Genomic DNA, 19721 nt, shown 5'->3' with positions numbered 1-19721 from the left:
CATCGGCGTCCGGTAATCGGACGGCCTAGTCGGAGGACAAAAGGTCGAACCTCCGACTGTTGTCGCTGATCAGAACGTTGACTCGTGTGTTACGAAGTGGGACGGGTCTCACCAACTCGGGTGAGGCCGTGTCAGGATGTGGTCGTAAGCCACCGTCACCGTCGACGGCTGCCTCCGGCCCCACAGGGTTGGCGGCGACCGCCGACGTCGCCGCACGAGGTCGTCACGAGCGATCAGGCGGTCGGAGAAGACAGAGGAGAAGGCGCATGTCGTCCCCTGAGCAATGGACGCACCCTGAGCCGGACGCAGCGCCGGCCGCCACTGCCGCAAAACCGACAGCGGAACAGGTGATCGCAGGCTTGCGAGCGACAGACGAGGGCGGCGCCGACCTGGTGCAGCTCCTCACTCCGGAGGGTGAGCGGGTCCAGCACCCCGACTTCGACATCGACATCACGGCGGAGGAGCTGCGCGGTCTGTACCGCGACATGGTCCTGATCCGCCGGGTCGACCGCGAGGCGAACGCCCTGCAGCGCAAGGGCCAGCTCGGCATCTGGGTGCCGCTGCTCGGTCAGGAGGCCGCGCAGATCGGTGCCGGCCGCGCGATGCGCCAGACGGACATGGCGTTCCCGAGCTACCGCGAGCACGGCATCGCGTGGACGCGCGGGATCAACCCGACGGAGCTGCTCGGCATCTTCCGCGGCACCGACCAGGGCACCTGGGACCCGGTCGAGAAGCGCTTCCACCCGTACACGATCGTCATCGGCAACCAGGTCCTCAACGCGGCCGGCTACGCGATGGGCCAGAAGTTCGACGGCAAGGTCGGCGACGACGAGGGAGAAGCCACCATGTGCTTCTTCGGCGACGGCGCGACCAGCCAGGGTGACGTGCACGAGGGCTTCGTGTGGGCCGCGGTCTACGACGCGCCTCTCGTCTTCTTCTGCCAGAACAACCAGTGGGCCATCTCCGAGCCCACCGAGCGCCAGTCGCGCCTGCCGCTGTACCAGCGCGCCCGCGGCTACGGCTTCCCCGGCATCCGCGTCGACGGCAACGACGTCCTCGCGACGCTCGCCGTGACGAAGTGGGCGCTGGACGAGTGCCGCCACGGCAACGGCCCGATCCTGATCGAGGCGTTCACCTACCGGATGGACGCCCACACCACCTCCGACGACCCGACGCGCTACCGGCTGTCGGACGAGCTGGAGATGTGGAAGCTCAAGGACCCGATCGAGCGCGTGAAGGTCTACCTGGTCCGCCAGCAGTGGGCCGACAGCGAGTTCTTCGAGAGCGTCGAGGCGGACGCCGACAAGCTGGGCGAGGAGCTGCGGGAGTTCTGCACGAACATGCCCGACCCGCCCGCTGAACGGATCTTCAGCAACGTGTACGCGGAGGCCAGCCCGGTCCTCGACGCGCAGCGCGACGAATTCCTCGACTACGTCTCGGGTTTTGCTGGAGGTGAGCACTGATGGCTGCTCCGACCATGGACCGTTCCTCGGCTGCTGCTCCGGCGTCCCCGGTGCAGACGCTCACGATCTCCAAGGCGCTCAACATGGGCTTGCGGGCGGCCATGGAGGCCAACCCCAAGGTCATCATGATGGGCGAGGACATCGGCAAGCTCGGTGGCGTCTTCCGCATCACCGACGGCCTGCAGAAGGACTTCGGTGAGCAGCGCGTGCTCGACACGCCGCTCGCGGAGTCCGGCATCATCGGCACCGCCGTGGGCCTCGCGATCCGCGGCTACCGCCCGGTGTGCGAGATCCAGTTCGACGGATTCATCTTCCCGGGCTTCGACCAGATCGTGTCGCAGGTCGCGAAGCTGCACTACCGCACGCAGGGCAAGATCAAGCTGCCCATCGTGATCCGCGTGCCGTTCGGTGGCGGCATCGGTGCGGTCGAGCACCACTCGGAGTCCCCGGAGTCGTACTTCGCGCACACCGCCGGCCTCAAGGTCGTCTCGTGCTCGAACCCGGCCGACGCGTACTGGATGATCCAGCAGGCGATCGACAGCGACGACCCGGTGCTGTTCTTCGAGCCCAAGCGCCGTTACTACGAGAAGGGCGAGGTCGACACCACGACCCAGCCCGGCAAGCTGTTCGAGTCGCGCGTTCTGCGGTCCGGCACGGACGCGACGCTGGTGGCGTACGGCCCGATGGTCCGCACCTCTCTCGACGCCGCGAACGCGGCCGCTGAGGACGGCACGTCGCTGGAGGTCATCGACCTGCGCACGCTGTCGCCGCTCGACCTCGCACCGGTCTACGACTCGGTGCGCCGCACCGGCCGCCTGATCGTCGTGTCCGAGGCGCCGTCCGAGTCCTCCATCGCCAGCGAGATTGCAGCCAAGGTCCAGCAGGAGTGCTTCTACTCCCTGCAGGCACCGGTGCTGCGGGTGACCGGTTTCGACACCCCGTACCCGCCGTCGAAGCTCGAGGAGGAGTTCCTCCCCGACCTCGACCGGGTGCTGCACGCCGTCGACCGCTCTCTCGCCTGGTAAGGGGACAACCGGAAATGCCGCAGTACAAGCAATTCCCCCTGCCCGACACGGCAGAGGGGCTGACCGAGGCCGAGATCCTCACCTGGCACGTGAAGCCGGGTGACACCGTCAAGGTCAACCAGATCATCGTCGAGATCGAGACGGCCAAGGCCGCCGTCGAGCTGCCGTGCCCGTGGGCCGGCGTCGTGACCGAGCTCCTCGCGGAGCCCGGTCAGACCGTCGAGGTCGGCGTCCCGATCATCACGATCGACACCGACCCCGGTGGCGCGGCCGCCCCTGCCCCCGCTCCCGCCGCGGCGGAGGCGAACGGCACCTCGTCCGGCAAGATCGGCGAGGAGATGCCGGGCGGTCGCATCGCGACGCTCGTCGGCTACGGCCCGAAGTCCGGCACGGCGAAGCGCCGTGCCCGCAAGGACTCCCCGGCTCCGGCCGCGGCTGTCGTGGCTCCGCCCGCTCCCGTCGCCGCACCGGCACCCGCGCCTGCGCCCGCGCCCGCTCCGGTCGTGGCCGCGGCTCCGGTCCAGACGCCGGGCGGGTACGTGCCGCTGGCCAAGCCGCCGGTGCGCAAGCTGGCCAAGGACCTCGGCGTCGACCTGCACGCGCTCACGGGCTCCGGTCCCGGTGGCGTGATCACGCGTGAGGACGTCGAAACCGCTGTCTCCGCACCGGCTGCCGCTCCTGTGCAGTCCGTTGTGGACAACGGCTCGCGCGAACGCCGGGTGCCCATCAAGGGCGTCCGCAAGGCGACCGCGCAGGCGATGGTGGACAGCGCGTTCACCGCACCGCACGTCACCGAGTTCCTGACGGTCGACGTGACGCCGATGATGGAACTGCGCGCACGCCTGAAGAACGCGCCGGAGTTCCGCGGCGTGAAGCTGACGCCCCTCGCGTTCTGCGCGAAGGCCGTCATCCTCGCGGCTCGCCGCACGCCGGACGTCAACGCGACGTGGGACGCGGCCGCGAACGAGATCGTCTACAAGGACTACGTCCACCTGGGCATCGCGGCCGCCACGCCGCGGGGCCTGGTGGTGCCGAAGGTCCGCGACGCCGACCGCATGTCGCTCAAGGAACTCGCGGTGGCACTGGACGAGCTCGCCACGGTCGCCCGCGACGGCAAGACGTCGCCGGCCGACATGATGAACGGCACCATCACGATCACCAACGTCGGCGTCTTCGGCGTCGACACCGGCACGCCGATCCTCAACCCCGGTGAGTCCGCGATCCTCGCGCTGGGCGCGATCCGCGACATGCCGTGGGTGGTCGACGGCGAGATCAAGATCCGCAAGATCTGCCAGCTCGCGCTGTCGTTCGACCACCGCGTGGTCGACGGCCAGCAGGGCTCGCAGTTCCTGGCCGACGTCGGCGCGCTGCTGGCCGAGCCGGGCATCGCGATGACCTACTGAGGTTCGTCTCGGTGAGGGCCCTCGTGCTCCGGCGCGGGGGCCTTTCGCACGATTCTGCTGAGCTCGCGCAACGCCTCGGCGGCTTCAGCTGGGCGCACGTCCCGTACCAGGACGTCCGTGTTGTTCAGGACGAGGCGGTCGCCGTTGATCGTGCAGTCGCGGAGTTCCGCCCGGTTGAACTCCAGGACGGCGTCGTTGATCTTGCTGTCTTGGAAGGTGATGGTCGTCCCCACCGCAGCGATCTGTCGCAGGTTGATCCGCGACTGGAACTTGCGCTCGTCCGGCGGCATGAAGAGCACCGTGGAGAAGTTCAGCTCCGCCTTCCGCATCACGGCGTTCTCGAAGGAGATCGACGTTGCCTGTGCTCGGGTGCCTCTGAACGACACCGTTGCGCCGTCCACGACCCTCGCTTCCTCGAAGCTGAGACCACTCGACACGATGTTGGTCTCGGTGAAGTCGACCGTTTTCCCGATGAACTGAGCCCGCTGGAAGTTGGCGATGGCGCCGCGGAAGTCCGAGCCGGCGAAGGAAGTCACCTCCGACGCGAAGGTCGCACCGTAGAAGTTCACCACGCCGGTGAAGTCGCATTCGGTGAAGTTGGTCAGCTTCCCGTGAAAGACGGCCTCCTCGAAGTCCATCTCGGCGCTGAACTTGCGGCGGGACAGGTCGAGGTCCTCGAACTGGACCTTCCTGAAGTCCATCCGGATGGGCCGTCCCTGCGGGCTGTGACCCCAGACGTGGTCCAGCAGGGTCTTGATGATCTCTTGCCGCACTTCCCGGTCGGTCGAGTCGTTCTGCGGGTAAGGGGTGCGGAGGTAGCCGCACAGCACGTTGACGCACATCTGTCGTCCAGCAGGCCAGTCGTCGGCGAGCCCGGTCATGGCGTAGACGCCGGCCAGCCGCACGGCGAAGCGCTCGTGCCCCAGCTGTTCCGCAGCGCTTCCGTATCGTTCGTTGAAGAACTTGTCGTGCTCGCGAAGCTCCTGATCGTTGGCGATGACGTGCGCGGCTTCCGAAACCTGCTGCTTCCGGTAGGCGACGGAGAGGGCGACGACGGCGCCGAGACCACCCACCACGGCGAGTCCGATTTTCAGCAGATCGAGCAGTTCGGTGGTGGTGAACGCGTTCCGGGCCGGGAGTGACGGCCTGCCCAGCAGCAGGAAAAGTCCGTAGCCGGTGGCACACGCGAGCACGACTGCGAGTACGAGCCACTTGATGACCGCCCAAGCCATGGACCCGCTGGCCCCGGACTTGGCCGTCCGCGCCGGCTTCGGATCTTTGAACGCGACTTCGTGTCCAGCCCAAATGGCCAGCGCGCGCGTGATCACGCTGTACGCCCAGAACAGCACCAGCGCCGCGAGCACGGGCGGCCAGTAAGCGGCGAAAACGCGGTCCATCCACGCCAGGGTCGTCGACACGATCGTGATCGTCCCGCTTTTCGGTTTGACTCTCCAGTAACTGGAGACTGCACAGTTGTCCCCGTGACGCGCTACCAGATCGGCGAGCTCGCCAGGATGACCGGACTCACCGTCCGCACCATCAGGTTCTACTCCGACTCGGGCCTCATCCCGCCCACGGACAGAACCGCCGGCGGCTACCGCACCTACGACACCGAGGCGCTGGCGAGGCTGAAACTCGTCCGCACGCTCAGGGATCTGGGCGTCGACCTGCCGACAGCCGGCCGCGTGCTGGCCCGCGAGGTGTCGGTGACCGACGTGGCGCGTGCACACGCAGACGCGATCGACGCGCAGATGAAGACGTTGCGGCTGCGCCGTGCCGTCCTGCGTGCCGTCGCCAAGGGAGGGGAGATGGAACTGATGAACGAGTTGGCACGCATGTCGGACGAGGAGCGCCAGCGGATCCTCGACGACTTCTTCGAGGAGGTGTTCGGGCCCTACGAGCTGGATCCGCAGTTCGAGCAGCACATGCGATCCGTGCGGATCGAGCTGCCGGACGACCCGTCGACCGAGCAGCTGGAGGCGTGGGTCGAGCTCGCGAAGCTCGTGCAGGACCCGGACTTCCGTGCCGCGGTCAAGCGCATGTCCCAGCAGCACCAGGAGAAGCGTCGCGAAGGCGCCGACCTGAGCCCGCCCCAGGGTGACCAGATGGCGGCGTTCAACTTCGCGATCGCCCAGGCGCGGGAGGCTCTCGACGCGGGCATCGCGCCGCGGTCCGCCGAGGCGCGCGAGGTCGTGGACCGCGTGAACGCCAACTGGGCGCAGGCGCTGGGCCTGCCGAACGACGAGAGCCTCGTCGAACGGCTCCGCGAGCTCTCCGACTTCGCGGACCCTCGTGCCGAGCGGTACTGGGTCCTGATCGCGAAGGTCAACGGCTGGCCCGCCATGCCGGACCACTCGCGCGAGCGCGCCTGGCTGCGCGAAGCCGGTCAGCCGTTCGGCTAGATCTCCGAGATCCCGCGGGAACCAGCTGGGCGCCCAGCTCGTTCCTGTGGCAACGAAGGGGGAATCGTCATGTCTGCTCTGTTCGAGATTCTCGGGGGCGTGCTCGGCGAAGCGTTCGGCCCGTCCGGCGACGACAACGCGCGCGGCGACGGCGACGTCTTCCTGGACGGCGAGTGGCAGGAGGGCGAGCTGTTCTTCGGCCCCACCAAGATCATCTGGTCCGAGCGGATCGTCTTCAGCGACGCGGAGGGCCGCGTCGAGCAGGTCGTCGACCAGGACCCGCCGCACCCGAACTTCGTGGTGCTGCACTTCCGCCGCCCGCACGACACGGTGCTGCTGGCCGTGCACCGCCGCGAGCTCAAGCGCGTGGGCGCGGTCCTGACGCTGCCCCTCTGAGCACAGACCTGGATCTTTACCGCGCCATAACCGCGCGGCGAGAAGGTGTCGGTGGCCCGCCGGCTCAGGGGAACGGCGGGCCGCTCAGCCTCAGGCGTTGACCGGGACCGGGGGAACTTCCCTGGTCGGCGGGTTGACCGGCGCCGACTTCTGCGCACGGCGCGCGATGATGCGGCGGCCCAGCTCGATCGCCGGGTGCTCGACCCAGCGGTAGACGACGTCCGCGAGCAGCAACGACACCAGCGTCACCACGACGGCGGTGAGCGTGCCGTAGACCGCGAAGCGCGGCAGCACCCCCGCCACCATGAAGGCCGCGATGCCCTGGAACAGGTACAGCGAGTACGAGCGGTCGCCGACGAAACGAGCCGGCGCGGTCGACAACACCCAAGTCACCGGATTGCGGCTCATCAGCGACACGATCAGCATCGCCGTCAGCACCGCGTAAGCGAGCAGCAGCACCACGGCGTTGCTCGTGGCGTGCCAAAGGGTCTCCATGTTCACGTGCAGCACCGCGAACCCGATGATCGCCAGCGGCGCGATCAGCGGGTGCGTCAACGGCTGCACCAACGCGTAGAGGCGTTTGCTGTTCATGACGATCGCCAGCAGCGCACCGACCAGCAGCACCACGTAGTGCACCGACGACGTGTAGAGCGCGGTCATCGAGTAGCTGGTGTACCAGCCGCCGGTCAACGGGATGAGGGCGACGAGCACGGCCATGGCGCCCACCGCGATGTAGACGCGGCGGCGAGCCGCGGCAACCCCGGCGACGACCATCAGCGCGGGCCACACCAGGTAGAACTTCTGCTCGATGCCGAGCGTCCACGAGCCCGAGAAGTAGTCGTTCGGCGCGCCCGCCATGCCCGCGGGCAGGAACTCGTTCATGAACGGCAGGTAGTACTTCAGCGTCTCCGGGTACCGGATCGTGAAGAAGTCGCCGCGCAGGTAGAAGAACGCCATGATGAACGCGAAGATCACGAAGTACGGCGGCATGATCCGGAAGACACGCCGGATGTAGAAGTTCTTGAGCGAGATCCGGCCCTTGAGGTCCTGTTCGCGCAACAGCAGCGTGGTGATCAGGAACCCGGACAACACGAAGAACAGGTAGACGCCGACCCAGCCGGAGAGCCACTTCCACTCGGCACCGCCGAAGTGGAAGACCACCACGATGACGGCCGCGAACGCCCGGAGCCCGTCGAGCGCGGGAAAGCGCCGCATCTCCATGAACTCGGCATGGGTCAACGTGCGCACGACGTTCCTCCAAGATGGGGGTTCGCCCAGACGACCGGGGCGCCCAGAAGGTACCAAATGCCCCTGATGGCGGGCCGGGGCGCACAACCCGGCCCGCCCCGGGGCATCACTTGATCTGCATGCCGGAGTTCACACGAAGCTGAGCTCGCGGGCAGTGGCTGATCATGGCGTGTCGGGGTGGTGGTCTTCGACGGTGCTTTGCCTGCGGTAAGGGGCGAGGAGTGGGCCCGAGCGAAGTTCATCCGTGCTGACTGGTTTGGACAGGTCATCAATCCGGACGACCAGATCCAGGCACTCGTAGGGCAGGCTCGTCTTGGAGCCGTTGGGTAGGCGCACCAATGCTCGTCCACCTCGATCCTCGAGGAACTGGACGAGTACAGACGCGATGTCCCCGCGCTCGATCATGGGGAAACCATAGAGACGCTGTCGACCGGGACAGCGCGTCGATCGCCGTGCCCGGCTCGATCAGGGTGACCATGCGCGCGATCGGCCTGACCGGTGCTGGCTGGGAGCCTGGCGTGCCGGGATGGATGTGGGCGCGGTGCCAAGGTGACGGGCACAGCGCGCCGCCATCGGCGGCGCGCCTCGAGCCTCGCAAGACCCCCGTCCCCTCAGACGGCCTGAGGACGGCCTGGAGTGATCAACTCACTTGATCTGCATGCCGGAGATCATCCGCGACACCACGAGCCGCTGGATCTCCGAAGTCCCCTCGAAGATGGTGAAGATCTTGGCGTCGCGATGCATCCGCTCGACGGGGTGCTCACGGGTGTACCCGGCCCCACCCAGGATGTGGATCGCCCGCTCCGTCGCCCACACCGACACCTCGGACGCCTTGAGCTTCGACATCGACCCCTCGCCCGCGGTGAACGGGACGTTGTTGCGCCCCATCCAGGCCGCCCGCCACACCAGCAGCCGCGACGCGTCGATCTCCATCCGCATGTTCGCGAGGTCGAAGGCGATCGACTGGTTCTCGATGATCTTGCGGCCGAACGCCTCGCGGTCCTTCGCGTACTCCAGCGCGTAGTCGTAGGCGGCGCGGGCGACGCCCACGGCCATCGCGCCCACGGTCGGGCGCGTGGTCTCGAACGTGGCCATCGCCGCCTGGCCGCCGGCCTTCAGGCCTTCGCGCGCACGGGCGAGCCGAGCTTCCAGCCGCTCCTTGCCGCCCAGGACGCACCGGCCTGGCACCCGCACGTCGTCCAGGAAGACGTCGGCCGTGTGCGAGGCGCGCATGCCGTGCTTCTTGATCTTGCCCGGTGACGACAGGCCGGGGGTTCCCGGCGGGACGATGAAACCGGCCTGGCCGCGGGAGCCCAGGGCGGGGTCGACCACGGCCGTGACCACGTGCACGTTCGCGATGCCGCCGTTGGTGGCCCAGGCCTTCTGGCCGTTCAGCACCCACTCGTCGGTGGCCTCGTTGTAACGGGCGCGGGTGCGGTAGCCGGCCACGTCGGAGCCCGCCTGGGGTTCTGAGGCGCAGAAGGCGGCCAGTTTCGGGTCCGACTCGTCGCCGAAGCACTCCGGCACCCATTCGGCGAGCTGTTCCGGTTCGCCGCCCGCGAAGATGCCCGCGACGGCGAGGCCGGTGCCCATCAGCGACAGCGCGATGCCCGCGTCACCCCAGAAGAGCTCCTCGGTGGCGATGGGCAGCGAGAGGCCGATGGGGTCGGCGAACCAGGTCGCGAGGGCTTCGAAGCCGTAGAGGCCGATCTTCGCCGCCTCCTGGATCACCGGCCACGGCGTCTCCTCGCGCTCGTCCCACTCGGAGGCCGCCGGCCTGATCACGTCACGAGCGAAGCCGTGCACCCAGTCGCGCAGGTCGGTCTGGTCTTCGTTCAGTTCGAGCGAGAAGCCACCCACAGGAAGTCTCCTAAGCCTTCGGGATGTTGAACAGGCTCATGAACCCGGCCGCGAACCCCAGGTCGCCCTTCACCTTCAGCTTGCCCGTCATGAACAGCACGGGCGCGGAGGCGTTGCCGGTCGCGAGCTTCAGGAAGTCGGCGGGCGTCAGCGTCACGATGGCGCGGGCCTCGCGCGTCACGCCCTTGTTGATGGTGCACTCGGCGTTCTCGATGATGGCCTCGTAGACGTCTTCCAGCACGTGGAAGTGCACGACGGCCTTGGTCGCGCCGGCCCGGTCCGCGCGGAAGTGGACCTCCATGCGGCGGAACACCTCGTCCAGCACGCGCGTGCGCAGGGCGGGATCGGCGACGACGGCCTCGATCTGGTCCTTCGAGGCGCGCGAGATGATGCGGGCGAAGTTGGACGGGTCCATCTTCGACAGGTCGAGGTCGGCGCCGCCGTCGGCCAGCGCGCCCAGGGCGTTCAGCAACGCCGCGAAGTCGTCCTTGCCGAGCTTCTTCGGATCGATGCCGCGGGCGATGACGTCGATGTTCACCCCGGCCAGCGCCGGGTCGTCCGGCGAGATCTGCTGCAACGTGCTGATCAGCTCGGCCGGGCTGAGCTTCGCGATCGCCTCGGTGGTGAGGTCGAGCGTCATGGACACACCTCCTGGTACCTACTGGCGAGTAAGACTACTGGTGAGTAGATAGGGCGGCAAGCCGATCGGATAATCTTGCCGCTCCGAACCGAGGGGTAATGATGCGCACAGAAGGTCGAGCCAAGCGCTTGCCACGCGCCGTGCGTGAGCGGCAGATCATGGACGCCGCCATCGACGTGTTCTCGCGGCTCGGCTTCCACTCGGCCTCCATGGACGAGATCTCCGAGGTCGCGGGCATTTCGAAGCCGATGCTCTACGCCTACCTCGGCTCGAAGGAGGAGCTGTTCGCGACGTGCATCCGGCGCGAGGCCACCCGCATGATGGAGGCCATCGCGACGGGCGTCGAGCCCGACCAGGAGCCGGACGTCCAGCTGTGGAGCGGCCTGCGGGCGTTCTTCGGGTTCGTCGGCGAGAACCGGGCGAGCTGGATGGTGCTGCACCGGCAGGCGTCCACGCAGGGCGGGCCGTTCGCGATCGAGCTCACGGACATGCGCGGCCGGGCCGTGTCACTGGTCGCGGCGCTGCTCACCCAGTCCACCAAGGCGCCGGCGACCAAGCTGGAGGCCGAGTCGCTGGCCGCCGCGCTGGTCGGGGCCGGCGAGTCGCTCGCGGACTGGTGGCTAGACCACCCGGAGGAACCCGCCGGCGTCGTCGCGGCCCGCCTCATGAACCTCGTCTGGATGGGCTTCGGCGACCTGGTCGACGGCAACGTCTGGCATCCGCCGTCACGTCGTTGAGCCGACCAGGTGGGGCCCCTTGCCCCACACGGCGAACTCCCAGCCCGTAGCGCTCTCGGCCGCCGAGAACTCGACGCGGCCGGGGATGAGCAGCGGCTTCTTGAACCGGACGGCGACCGTCACGGCCTCGGGGAGCCGCCCCTCCAGGGCCGCGAGGCAGCGCGCCTTCGTCCACATCCCGTGGGCGATCGCGCGCTTGAAGCCGAACAACCTGGCGCTCAGCGGGTGCAGGTGGATCGGGTTGCGGTCGCCCGACGCCGCGCCGTAGCGCCGCCCGATGTCCGCGGGCACCCGCCACACGGCCGACCCGACCGGCCGCTGCAGTTCCTCACCCGTGCCGGAAGCACCGCCGGTGCGCCGCAGGTAGGTCGAGACGCCTTCCCAGACACCGGAAACCGACGTGACGACGTCGACCTGGGTGCCCTGCGGATGGGGCCGCAGGTCGCGCGCGGACACCGTGATCTCCAGCGGCTCGTCCAGCGTCAGCGGACGAGACTGCGTGATCCGGTTCGCGACGTGCACGAGGCCTGGCAGCGGGAACGGGAAACCGGCGCCGGACATCAGCTTCATCTGCAGCGGAAAGCCCAGCACGTGCGGGTAGGTGAGCGGCAGCGCGTCGCGCAACCCGAACCCGCACACCGCGTTGTAGGCCGCCAGGTGCTTCAGCGACACGTCGACCGCGGCCGAAACCGGTTGCGCGGCAAGCGTTTCCCCTCGCCGGAACGACGTCAGGGCGGCACGCAGCAACATCAGGCCCCCAGGAGCATCTGGCCGCACACCCGCACGACGTTCCCGTTCACACCACCGGATCCCGGCGACGCGAACCACGCCACGGTCTCCGCGACGTCGGAGGGCAACCCGCCCTGCGACAGGCTGTTCATCCGCCGCCCGACCTCGCGCGTCGCGAACGGCACCGCCGCGGTCATCTTGGTCTCGATGAAACCGGGTGCGACGGCGTTGATCGTGGCCCCGCGAGCGGCCAGCACGGGCGCGAGCGTCTGCACCATGCCGATCACGCCGGCCTTCGAGGTGGCGTAGTTGGTCTGGCCGACGTTGCCCGCGATGCCGGCGATCGACGACACCCCGATGATCCGCCCGCCGGTGCGCAGCACGCCGCCGTCCAGCAGCGCGTCGTTCACCCGCTCCTGGCACGCGAGGTTGACCTCCAGCACCGAATCCCACTGCGAGGAGTCCATGCGCGCCAGCGTCTTGTCGCGCGTGATGCCCGCGTTGTGCACGACGACGTCCACGCCGCCGTGCCGCTCCATCAGGTACGAGGTCAGCTTCGCGGGATCGCCGGTGATGTCGAGCTGCAACGCCGATCCTCCGGCGGAGTTCGCGACCTTCGACAGCTCGTCGCCGGCGGCGGGGACGTCGAGGCACACCACGTGCGCGCCGTCGCGGGCGAGAGTGGCCGCGATCGCCGCGCCGATGCCCCGCGACGCGCCCGTGACCAGCGCGACCTTGCCGTCGAGCGTTCCTGCCGCCGAGTTCCCGGACACGTGGACGACCTGCCCGGACACGTACGCGGACCGCCCGGACAGCAGGAACCTCAGCGTCGACTCGACGCCCTCTTCGGCGCCGTCGGCCACGTAGACGAGGTTGGCCGTGCCGCCGCGGCGCAGCTCCTTGCCGACCGAACGCACGAACCCTTCGAGAGCCCGCTGCGCCACGGAGTCCGGTGACCGCCCGAGGACGATCACCCGCCCGCACGGCCCGAGCTGCGTGATCGCCGGGTGGAAGAAGTCGTGCAGCTGCCGCAGGTCCGCGACTGTCGCGATCTCGGACGCGTCGAACACCAGCGCGCCGTACGGGGCGGTGCCTGTTTCCAGCTGCTTCAGAAAGGGCAGCCGGGAGGCGCCGCCGATCAGCACCGGCGTGGCCATTGCGGCGTCGCGGCGCAGTGGATGCGGGTTCGGCAGGCCGAGCCTGCGCACGAGCTGGCGCCCCAGCCCCGACGTTGCGAACTTCTGGTACCTGTCCACGTCACACAACCTACTCGCTAGTAAGTCTACCCGCTAGTAGGTAGTATGTCGGCATGCGAGTAGCGATCATCGGCGGCAACCGCATCCCGTTCGCCCGCTCGAACGGCCCGTACGCCACCGCGTCGAACCAGGACATGTTCACGGCGGTGCTGGACGGCCTGGTCAGCCGCTTCGGCCTGCAGGGCGAGCGGCTCGGCGAGGTGGTCGCGGGAGCGGTGCTCAAGCACTCGCGCGACTTCAACCTCGTCCGCGAGTCGGTGCTGGGCAGCAGGCTCAGCCCGGAAACCCCCGCGTACGACCTCCAGCAGGCGTGCGGCACCGGTCTGCAGGCGATCATCGCCGTGGCCAACAAGATCGCGCTCGGCCAGATCGAGGCGGGCATCGCGGGCGGCGTCGACACCACCAGCGACGCCCCGATCGGCGTGAACGAGAACTTCCGCAAGCTCCTGCTGGAGTTCAACCGCACCCGCAAGATCAGCCTGCTCACGCGGTTGCGTCCCAGCCACGTCGTCCCGCACCTGCCGCGCAACGGCGAACCGCGCACGGGCATGTCCATGGGCGAGCACGCGGCCATCACCGCCGCGCAGTACGAGATCACGCGCGAGGACCAGGACGAGCTGACCGCGCGCAGCCACCAGAACCTCGCCCGCGCCTACGACGAGGGCTTCTTCGACGACCTCGTCACGCCTTACCTCGGCCTGACCCGCGACCAGAACCTCCGCCCGGACAGCAGCGCCGAGAAGCTCGCCAAGCTCAAGCCGGTCTTCGGCGACACGATGACCGCGGGCAACTCGACCCCGCTCTCCGACGGCGCCTCCGCGGTCCTGCTGGCCACCGAGGAATGGGCCGCGGCGCGGAAACTGCCCGTGCTCGCGTACCTGACCTTCGCCGAGACCGCCGCCGTCGACTACGTGCACGGTGACGAGGGCCTGCTCATGGCGCCCGTGCACGCCGCACCGCGCATGCTCGACAAGGCGGGTCTCACGCTGCAGGACTTCGACTTCTACGAGGTGCACGAGGCGTTCGCGTCACAGGTCCTCGCCACGCTGAAGGCCTGGGAGAAGGAGCTCGGCGAGATCGACAGGTCCAAGCTGAACGTCAACGGCTCGTCGCTCGCGGCAGGCCACCCGTTCGCCGCCACCGGAGCCCGGATCGTGGCGACCCTGGCGAAGTTGTTGCACCAGCGGGGAAGTGGACGCGGGTTCGTGTCCATTTGTGCAGCCGGAGGTCAAGGGATCACGGCGATTCTGGAACGGTGACGCAGTTAGGCTTGCCGAACTCGACAGTCCCTCATGCACACTCACGGTGTCGCGTCGCAGCGACACTGGGGGTGGGATGCAGGACCTGCAGGTTGATCCCGAGAAAGATCCGGTGCTGGCACGCGCGCTCGTCGGCGCCCTCCGCGACGAGTGGCGGCCGGCCGCCGACGCGATGCGGTCGGCGCACGAGTGGGAGCGCCGCGCCTACATCACGCTGACGCTGGCCGCGGCGGCCAGGCGCCGCGTCGAGTGGCTCAGGAAGTGGCTGAAGGCCCGCCCGGGCGACGCCGACGCCACCGCCGTGCACCACGCGATGGAGTCGCTGGACGGGCAGTAGTGGTGTCACCCGCCACCGGCAGCCGCGCACGAGGACGAGTTGTCGGAGGTGCCGTTCGGGTTGGCCCGGTACGGGTAGCGGCCGAGCTTGCGCCCGCGCCGCACCCGGCGGGCGAACAGGGCGATGACGGCGACGATGCCCAGGAAGAGCACGGACACCCCGCAGACGAGCAGGACCAGTGCTGTCTGCATCAGTCGAGCAGAGACCAGGCGGCCGTGCACGAGGCCGACACGGTGATCTGCTGCGCCTTCAGGTTCAGCTGGTCGACCATCCCGGCCGGCCCCGCCATCTCGAATGACGCGGCACCGCTCATCATCCGCGGCTGGTAGTGCGAGCCACCCTCGGTGTCGCCGATGCGCAGCAACGGCCCGAGTCGCCGCCCCAGCGCCGTGGCGTACCCCTCGGCGCGTCGCAGTGCGTCTGCCACGGCTTCCTTCTGCGCCTCGCGGATCGCTTCGGTGTCGTCGACGAGCGTCCACGACGGGCCGTTGATCCAGGACGGCTCCGCCTGCACGAGCTCGGCCAGCAGCGCGTCGAGGCGGTCCAGGTTCTTCACACAGATCACGTACTGCTGGGACGCGCGGCTGCCGACGCGCTGGTTGTTGTCCCAGTTGTCGTGGACGGACAGCTGGCGCGACCGCACCTCGAACTCCTCGAGCAACGGCTCGACGGCGGAAATGCGCTGGTTGAGCATGCTCACCGCCTCGGAGCGCTCAGCGCCGAGAGCCTCGAACGTCACGTCCACCTGGGCGCGGTCGGCAGTGCGCTCGACCTCGCCCGTTCCCTTCGTCACGACTTCAGCCACGTCGGCCAGCCAACCGGCACGAAGGTCCATCCGCAACTATTGGGCTCTATTGCTCTATCACTAGATAAACGAATACAGCGGCATCCGGCCGCACTTCGAGGTTGGTCTGCGCGTCTCTACGGCGGGCACTAGAAACGCGGATACGGTGCGAGCCATGGACCCGGTGCGCAACCCGTTCGCTCCCGGTGCAGGCCAGCGGCCTCCTGAGCTCGCCGGCCGGGACAAAGAGGTCGGCGCGTTCGAGGTGGTGCTCGAACGCGTGGCCCGCGGCCGTCCCGAACGCAGCCTCGTGCTGACGGGGCTGCGCGGCGTCGGCAAGACCGTGCTGCTCGGTGAGCTGCGGTCGATGGCGGTCAAGCGCGGCTGGGGAGCGGGCAAGGTCGAGGCCAGGCCCGACGCCGATCTCCGAAGGCCCCTGTCGGCCGCGCTGCACCGGGCGATCCGGGATCTCGCGGTCCGGCACCGCGCGCCGGACCGGGTCGAGGCGATCCTCGGCATCCTCAAGGCGTTCGCGTTGAGAGCGGCCCCGGACGGCGCCAAGCTGCGCGACCGCTGGCAGCCCGGCATCGACGTGCCCGCGGCGTCCGGACGGGCGGACTCCGGCGACATCGAGATCGACCTGGTCGAGCTGTTCACCGACGTCGCGGAGCTCGCGCAGGACGTCGGCACGGGTGTCGCGCTGCTCATCGACGAGATGCAGGACCTCAAGCCGGACGACATCAGCGCGTTGTGCGCGGCGTGCCACGAGCTGTCGCAGATCGGCGCGCCGCTGGTGGTCGTCGGCGCGGGCCTGCCGCACCTGCCGGCGGTGCTGAGCGCGAGCAAGTCGTACTCGGAACGCCTCTTCCGCTACGTGCGCATCGACCGGCTCAGCCGCGAGGACGCCGACCGGGCCGTGCTCGCTCCCGTCGAACGCGAGGACGCGGGGATCACCGACGAGGCGCTCGACGCCCTGTTCGACGCGTCCGGGGGCTACCCGTACTTCATCCAGGCCTACGGCAAGGCCGCCTGGGACGCCGCGCCGGCCGACCCGATCACCGCGACGGACGTGTCCGTGGCCGCTCCCGAGGCCGACGCGGAGCTCGCGGTGGGCTTCTTCGGCTCCCGATACGAGCGTGCAACGCCCGCTGAACGCGAGTATCTCCGGTCGATGGCCGAGTTGACCGACGGAAAGGACGCGGGCGTCAACACCGCCCAGGTGGCCGACCACCTGGGCCGCAAGCCCTCGTCGCTGTCGCCCGCGCGGGACTCGCTCATCAAGAAAGGCCTGGTCTACAGCGCGGAACGGGGTCAGATCGCCTTCACCGTGCCGCACTTCGGCCGGTTCCTGCTCGGCCGTGAGGAGTGACCTGACGCACCCTGTCGTTGTCCGGTTGTTCACGTTGTCTGCCGATGATTCATCGGCATGTGCGCCACCTCACCGGATAATCGCGTGCTTTCACGCGCGTGTAGGTGCATACTTGGGTTACCAACCAAACAGACCTCACAGAGGGAAGTGCAGACCGAGATGAACTTCGCAGCGAAGCTCCGCGCCCGTCGTGCCGAGGCGCGCAACCGGAAGGCCGTGGCTCGCGCGATCGACATGGCGACCACCCCGTCCATGCGTCACGAGCTCATGGCCATCGCCCAGGCTCAGGTCACCACCCTCCGCTGAGCACCACCCGGCACTCGCGCGGCGCCCCGTCGCGAGTGCCTCCCCACGGGAACCCCTGGAGCACCTCCCGCGCTCCAGGGGTTTCATTCATTCTGTTAAACGTGATCCACGCCACACTATGATGGCGTTGTAACAGCGCACGTCGGTCCGCCGATGTCACTGTTGACCTCGCGGTGCTGTCGGACCCCCGACCTGGCAGCACCGCGAGGTTTCTTGTTTGCTGGGGACATGAAGATCGCCGTGCTCGGCACCGGCCTCATGGGTGCCCCCATCGCAGCCAACCTCGCCGCAGCCGGACACGCCGTCCGCGTCTGGAACCGCACGCGAGCCAAGGCCGAACCTCTCGCCGAGAAGGGCGCGACCGTCACCGGCAGCCCCGCTGAGGCGGTCGAGGGCGCCGAGGTCGTGCTGACGGTCCTGAACGACGGCGACGCGGTCACGGCCGCCATGCAGGACGCCGCGCCTTCCCTGTCGCACGACGCCGTGTGGATCCAGTCGTCCACGGTCGGCGTCGCGTACACCGAGGACCACATCGCCCTGGCGCGGTCGCTCGGCCTGGAGTTCGTCGACGCGCCCGTGCTCGGGAGCACCAAACCCGCCGCCGAGGGCAAGCTCGTCGTGCTCGCGTCCGGAGCCGATGAACTGCGCGAGCGCGTGCAGCCCGTGTTCGACGTGATCGGCGCCCGCACGATGTGGGTCGGCGAGGCCGGGGCGTCGTCGAAGCTGAAGCTGGTCGCGAACAGCTGGGTGCTCGCGCTGACCGCCGCCGTCGGTGAGGCCGTGTCGCTGGCCGAGGCGTCCGGGCTCGACCCGAAGCTGTTCCTCGAAGCCGTGTCCGGCGGCGCCATGGACTGCGCGTACCTGCAGATGAAGGGCAACGCGATCATCGAGCGGTCCTTCCCGCCCGCGTTCACCGTGCAGAACGCGCTGAAGGACGCGCTGCTCGTGAACGAGGCCGCAGTGCGCGCCAACGTGCGGCTGGACGTGGCGCAGGCGTCGAGCGCGCGGCTGAACCGCGCTGTCACCAAGGGCCACGGCGGCGAGGACATGGCCGCGTCCTACTACGCGAGCTACGAATAAGCCCGACGATCGGCCGGTCCTGCGGGGCGTGCGGGCTCAATAGCTTGGCCTGGTGAACAGACTCGTACGCTCCCTGCTGGCGTTCGGCCTGGCATCGGCGCAGGTCGTGGCCGCCGCCGCAGTCGTGTCCGCCGCTCCCGACATCTTGGACCGCATCGCCGCCATCCCCGGCGTGCGGATCATCAGCGAGGGGACGTCCGGCGCCGCGCGGACGTTCGTCCTCGGCATCCAGCAGCCCGCGGACCACCGCAGACCGCGCGGCCTGACGTTCGAGCAGCGCTTCTCGTTGCTGCACAAGGCGGAGTCCAAGCCGATGGTGCTGCACACCAGCGGCTACAACCTGTCCGGCACGATCAGCCCGTCCGAGCCCGCCCGGCTCGTCGACGGCAACCAGATCAGCGTGGAACAGCGGTTCTTCACGCCGTCGCGGCCCGCCCCGGCCGACTGGGACGACCTGAACATCTGGCAGGCGGCGAGCGACCACCACCGGATCGTCGGCGCGTTCAAGAAGATCTACGGCGCGAAGTGGCTGTCGACGGGTGCCAGCAAGGGCGGCATGACGTCGATCTACCACCGCCGGTTCTTCCCGCGCGACGTAGACGCGACCATCGCGTACGTGGCGCCGAACGACGTGGTGAACGACCGCGACGTCTACGGCGAGTTCATCCGCGAGGTCGGCGACGACCCGACGTGCAACCGCCGCCTGGAAGGCGTGCAGCGGCAGATCCTGCAGCAGCGCGACGAGTTCGTCTCGCGGCTGGAGGCCAGGGGCTACACCTACAAGCAGTTCGGCAGCGCGCACAAGGCGCTGGAGATCCTCGTGCTCGACACGCCGTTCACGTTCTGGCAGTACGGCACGCAGGCGCAGTGCGCGCTCGTCCCCGGTGCGGGTGCCTCGGTGGACGACCTCTGGAAGTTCATCGACGCGACCGTGGGCTGGGACTTCTACACCGACGCCGGCGTCGCGCCCTACACGGCGTACTACTACCAGGCGGGCACGCAGCTCGGCTGGCCGGAAGCGGACGAGTCGGCCGTGCGCGACCTGCTGCGCCACCCCGGTTCCTCGGTGCCGCGCTCGATGGTCTCGCCGGACATCAGGTTCCCGCAGTTCGACCGCTCGGCGATGCGCGACGTGGACTCGTGGGTGCGCCATCAGGGCTCGCGGCTGCTGTTCGTGAACGGGGAGAACGACCCGTGGAGCGCGGAACCGTTCCGCCTCGGCCGGGGCACGCGCGACTCGCTGTCGTTCACCGTGCCCGGCGGCAACCACGGCGCGAACATCGCGAAGCTGCCCGAGGAGGAACGCGCTGCCGCCACGGCCGCCGTCCTGCGGTGGGCCGGTGTCGCGACCGCTCCTGTTGCGGCACTTGCCGTGGACGAGGGCCCGGACTCCCTGGACGCGCTGCGGGCACGCCGGGGCTGAGGCA

General features: G+C 68.9%; 21 protein-coding genes. 12 read left to right on the top strand and 9 right to left on the bottom strand.

Annotation, left to right across the window (positions count from 1 at the left end; genetic code table 11):
• Positions 1-266 precede the first annotated feature (266 nt).
• Genes pdhA through ORI60_RS08515 form a run of 3 tightly spaced genes read left to right on the top strand, consistent with a single transcriptional unit; the run spans position 267 to position 3891 of the window.
• Complete coding sequence (pdhA, locus tag ORI60_RS08525) at positions 267-1463, top strand: pyruvate dehydrogenase (acetyl-transferring) E1 component subunit alpha (RefSeq protein ID WP_266036080.1); 1197 nt, start codon at positions 267-269, stop codon at positions 1461-1463.
• Positions 1463-2488, top strand: coding sequence for an alpha-ketoacid dehydrogenase subunit beta (locus ORI60_RS08520; protein ID WP_266036078.1), 1026 nt, complete (start codon positions 1463-1465; stop codon positions 2486-2488). Before pdhA ends, ORI60_RS08520 begins: the two co-directional genes overlap by 1 nt.
• A gap of 14 nt (positions 2489-2502) precedes the next feature.
• Positions 2503-3891: a dihydrolipoamide acetyltransferase family protein gene (locus ORI60_RS08515; RefSeq protein WP_266036076.1), complete on the top strand. Its 1389-nt coding sequence runs from the start codon at positions 2503-2505 to the stop codon at positions 3889-3891.
• On the opposite strand, the gene ORI60_RS08510 is transcribed toward ORI60_RS08515, so the two are convergent.
• Positions 3885-5309, bottom strand: a complete 1425-nt coding sequence (locus ORI60_RS08510; RefSeq protein ID WP_266036074.1) for a pentapeptide repeat-containing protein — start codon at positions 5307-5309, stop codon at positions 3885-3887. The two genes, ORI60_RS08515 and ORI60_RS08510, sit on opposite strands and share 7 nt — an antisense overlap.
• A 63-nt stretch (positions 5310-5372) precedes the next feature.
• Between ORI60_RS08510 and ORI60_RS08505 the strand changes: the two genes are divergently transcribed.
• Together ORI60_RS08505 and ORI60_RS08500 are read left to right on the top strand one after the other, a co-directional pair.
• Positions 5373-6293, top strand: coding sequence for a MerR family transcriptional regulator (locus ORI60_RS08505; protein ID WP_266036072.1), 921 nt, complete (start codon positions 5373-5375; stop codon positions 6291-6293).
• 69 nt (positions 6294-6362) lie between these two features.
• Complete coding sequence (locus ORI60_RS08500) at positions 6363-6689, top strand: hypothetical protein (protein WP_266036071.1); 327 nt, start codon at positions 6363-6365, stop codon at positions 6687-6689.
• Between the two features lie 90 nt (positions 6690-6779).
• Here ORI60_RS08500 and ORI60_RS08495 read toward each other — a convergent pair whose 3' ends face one another.
• From ORI60_RS08495 to ORI60_RS08480, 4 genes are all read right to left on the bottom strand, one after another.
• On the bottom strand, positions 6780-7937 hold the full coding sequence (locus ORI60_RS08495) for an acyltransferase family protein (RefSeq protein WP_266036069.1): 1158 nt from the start codon (positions 7935-7937) through the stop codon (positions 6780-6782).
• Positions 7938-8099: 162 nt separating this feature from the next.
• Positions 8100-8342 carry a hypothetical protein gene (locus ORI60_RS08490; protein WP_266036067.1) on the bottom strand — a complete coding sequence of 81 codons (243 nt, stop codon included), beginning with the start codon at positions 8340-8342 and terminating at the stop codon, positions 8100-8102.
• Positions 8343-8582: 240 nt separating this feature from the next.
• A complete protein-coding gene (locus ORI60_RS08485) occupies positions 8583-9797 on the bottom strand; it encodes an acyl-CoA dehydrogenase family protein (RefSeq protein ID WP_266036065.1) in 1215 nt (404 codons plus the stop codon).
• 10 nt (positions 9798-9807) lie between these two features.
• The gene (locus ORI60_RS08480) at positions 9808-10437 is read right to left on the bottom strand and encodes an SCP2 sterol-binding domain-containing protein (RefSeq protein WP_266036063.1); all 630 of its coding nucleotides are present in this window, start codon (positions 10435-10437) and stop codon (positions 9808-9810) included.
• 98 nt (positions 10438-10535) lie between these two features.
• On the opposite strand from ORI60_RS08480, the gene ORI60_RS08475 reads away from it, so the two are divergent.
• Positions 10536-11174 carry a TetR/AcrR family transcriptional regulator gene (locus tag ORI60_RS08475; RefSeq protein ID WP_266036061.1) on the top strand — a complete coding sequence of 213 codons (639 nt, stop codon included), beginning with the start codon at positions 10536-10538 and terminating at the stop codon, positions 11172-11174.
• Here the strand turns inward: ORI60_RS08475 and ORI60_RS08470 are convergent.
• Together ORI60_RS08470 and ORI60_RS08465 are read right to left on the bottom strand one after the other, a co-directional pair.
• Positions 11163-11924, bottom strand: a complete 762-nt coding sequence (locus ORI60_RS08470) for a MaoC family dehydratase (protein ID WP_266036059.1) — start codon at positions 11922-11924, stop codon at positions 11163-11165. The two genes, ORI60_RS08475 and ORI60_RS08470, sit on opposite strands and share 12 nt — an antisense overlap.
• Complete coding sequence (locus tag ORI60_RS08465; RefSeq protein WP_266036057.1) at positions 11924-13159, bottom strand: 3-oxoacyl-ACP reductase; 1236 nt, start codon at positions 13157-13159, stop codon at positions 11924-11926. Before ORI60_RS08465 ends, ORI60_RS08470 begins: the two co-directional genes overlap by 1 nt.
• Positions 13160-13212: 53 nt before the next feature.
• On the opposite strand from ORI60_RS08465, the gene ORI60_RS08460 reads away from it, so the two are divergent.
• Positions 13213-14418 carry an acetyl-CoA C-acetyltransferase gene (locus ORI60_RS08460; RefSeq protein WP_266036055.1) on the top strand — a complete coding sequence of 402 codons (1206 nt, stop codon included), beginning with the start codon at positions 13213-13215 and terminating at the stop codon, positions 14416-14418.
• A gap of 76 nt (positions 14419-14494) precedes the next feature.
• Positions 14495-14755: a hypothetical protein gene (locus ORI60_RS08455; RefSeq protein ID WP_266036053.1), complete on the top strand. Its 261-nt coding sequence runs from the start codon at positions 14495-14497 to the stop codon at positions 14753-14755.
• Between the two features lie 5 nt (positions 14756-14760).
• Here the strand turns inward: ORI60_RS08455 and ORI60_RS08450 are convergent, their stop codons facing one another.
• Both ORI60_RS08450 and ORI60_RS08445 read right to left on the bottom strand, forming a co-directional pair.
• Complete coding sequence (locus tag ORI60_RS08450) at positions 14761-14946, bottom strand: hypothetical protein (protein WP_266036051.1); 186 nt, start codon at positions 14944-14946, stop codon at positions 14761-14763.
• On the bottom strand, positions 14946-15560 hold the full coding sequence (locus tag ORI60_RS08445; protein WP_266036049.1) for an SIMPL domain-containing protein: 615 nt from the start codon (positions 15558-15560) through the stop codon (positions 14946-14948). The genes ORI60_RS08450 and ORI60_RS08445 overlap by 1 nt, the downstream gene beginning before the upstream one ends.
• A 154-nt stretch (positions 15561-15714) precedes the next feature.
• Between ORI60_RS08445 and ORI60_RS08440 the strand changes: the two genes are divergently transcribed.
• From ORI60_RS08440 to ORI60_RS08425, 4 genes are all read left to right on the top strand, one after another.
• Complete coding sequence (locus ORI60_RS08440; RefSeq protein WP_266036047.1) at positions 15715-16908, top strand: ATP-binding protein; 1194 nt, start codon at positions 15715-15717, stop codon at positions 16906-16908.
• A gap of 159 nt (positions 16909-17067) precedes the next feature.
• Positions 17068-17214, top strand: coding sequence for a hypothetical protein (locus ORI60_RS08435; RefSeq protein WP_169746017.1), 147 nt, complete (start codon positions 17068-17070; stop codon positions 17212-17214).
• 228 nt (positions 17215-17442) lie between these two features.
• Positions 17443-18294 carry an NAD(P)-dependent oxidoreductase gene (locus ORI60_RS08430; RefSeq protein ID WP_266036038.1) on the top strand — a complete coding sequence of 284 codons (852 nt, stop codon included), beginning with the start codon at positions 17443-17445 and terminating at the stop codon, positions 18292-18294.
• 52 nt (positions 18295-18346) lie between these two features.
• The gene (locus ORI60_RS08425; RefSeq protein ID WP_266036036.1) at positions 18347-19717 is read left to right on the top strand and encodes a S28 family serine protease; all 1371 of its coding nucleotides are present in this window, start codon (positions 18347-18349) and stop codon (positions 19715-19717) included.
• Positions 19718-19721 lie beyond the last annotated feature (4 nt).

The organism is Lentzea sp. NEAU-D7, from assembly GCF_026242055.1.
Classification (GTDB): Bacteria; Actinomycetota; Actinomycetes; order Mycobacteriales; family Pseudonocardiaceae; genus Lentzea.
This window is presented reverse-complemented; position numbering and strand designations above follow the sequence as displayed.

What these genes read in the sequence shown, in the direction of transcription:
- pdhA (WP_266036080.1), top strand. Translation starts at nt 267, where the DNA reads ATGTCGTCCCCTGAGCAATGGACGCACCCTGAGCCGGACGCAGCGCCG.
- ORI60_RS08520 (WP_266036078.1), top strand. Translation starts at nt 1,463, where the DNA reads ATGGCTGCTCCGACCATGGACCGTTCCTCGGCTGCTGCTCCGGCGTCC.
- ORI60_RS08515 (WP_266036076.1), top strand. Translation starts at nt 2,503, where the DNA reads ATGCCGCAGTACAAGCAATTCCCCCTGCCCGACACGGCAGAGGGGCTG.
- ORI60_RS08500 (WP_266036071.1), top strand. Translation starts at nt 6,363, where the DNA reads ATGTCTGCTCTGTTCGAGATTCTCGGGGGCGTGCTCGGCGAAGCGTTC.
- ORI60_RS08490 (WP_266036067.1), bottom strand. Translation starts at nt 8,342, where the DNA reads ATGATCGAGCGCGGGGACATCGCGTCTGTACTCGTCCAGTTCCTCGAG.
- ORI60_RS08480 (WP_266036063.1), bottom strand. Translation starts at nt 10,437, where the DNA reads ATGACGCTCGACCTCACCACCGAGGCGATCGCGAAGCTCAGCCCGGCC.
- ORI60_RS08475 (WP_266036061.1), top strand. Translation starts at nt 10,536, where the DNA reads ATGATGCGCACAGAAGGTCGAGCCAAGCGCTTGCCACGCGCCGTGCGT.
- ORI60_RS08470 (WP_266036059.1), bottom strand. Translation starts at nt 11,924, where the DNA reads ATGTTGCTGCGTGCCGCCCTGACGTCGTTCCGGCGAGGGGAAACGCTT.
- ORI60_RS08460 (WP_266036055.1), top strand. Translation starts at nt 13,213, where the DNA reads ATGCGAGTAGCGATCATCGGCGGCAACCGCATCCCGTTCGCCCGCTCG.
- ORI60_RS08455 (WP_266036053.1), top strand. Translation starts at nt 14,495, where the DNA reads ATGCAGGACCTGCAGGTTGATCCCGAGAAAGATCCGGTGCTGGCACGC.
- ORI60_RS08450 (WP_266036051.1), bottom strand. Translation starts at nt 14,946, where the DNA reads ATGCAGACAGCACTGGTCCTGCTCGTCTGCGGGGTGTCCGTGCTCTTC.
- ORI60_RS08440 (WP_266036047.1), top strand. Translation starts at nt 15,715, where the DNA reads ATGGACCCGGTGCGCAACCCGTTCGCTCCCGGTGCAGGCCAGCGGCCT.
- ORI60_RS08435 (WP_169746017.1), top strand. Translation starts at nt 17,068, where the DNA reads ATGAACTTCGCAGCGAAGCTCCGCGCCCGTCGTGCCGAGGCGCGCAAC.
- ORI60_RS08430 (WP_266036038.1), top strand. Translation starts at nt 17,443, where the DNA reads ATGAAGATCGCCGTGCTCGGCACCGGCCTCATGGGTGCCCCCATCGCA.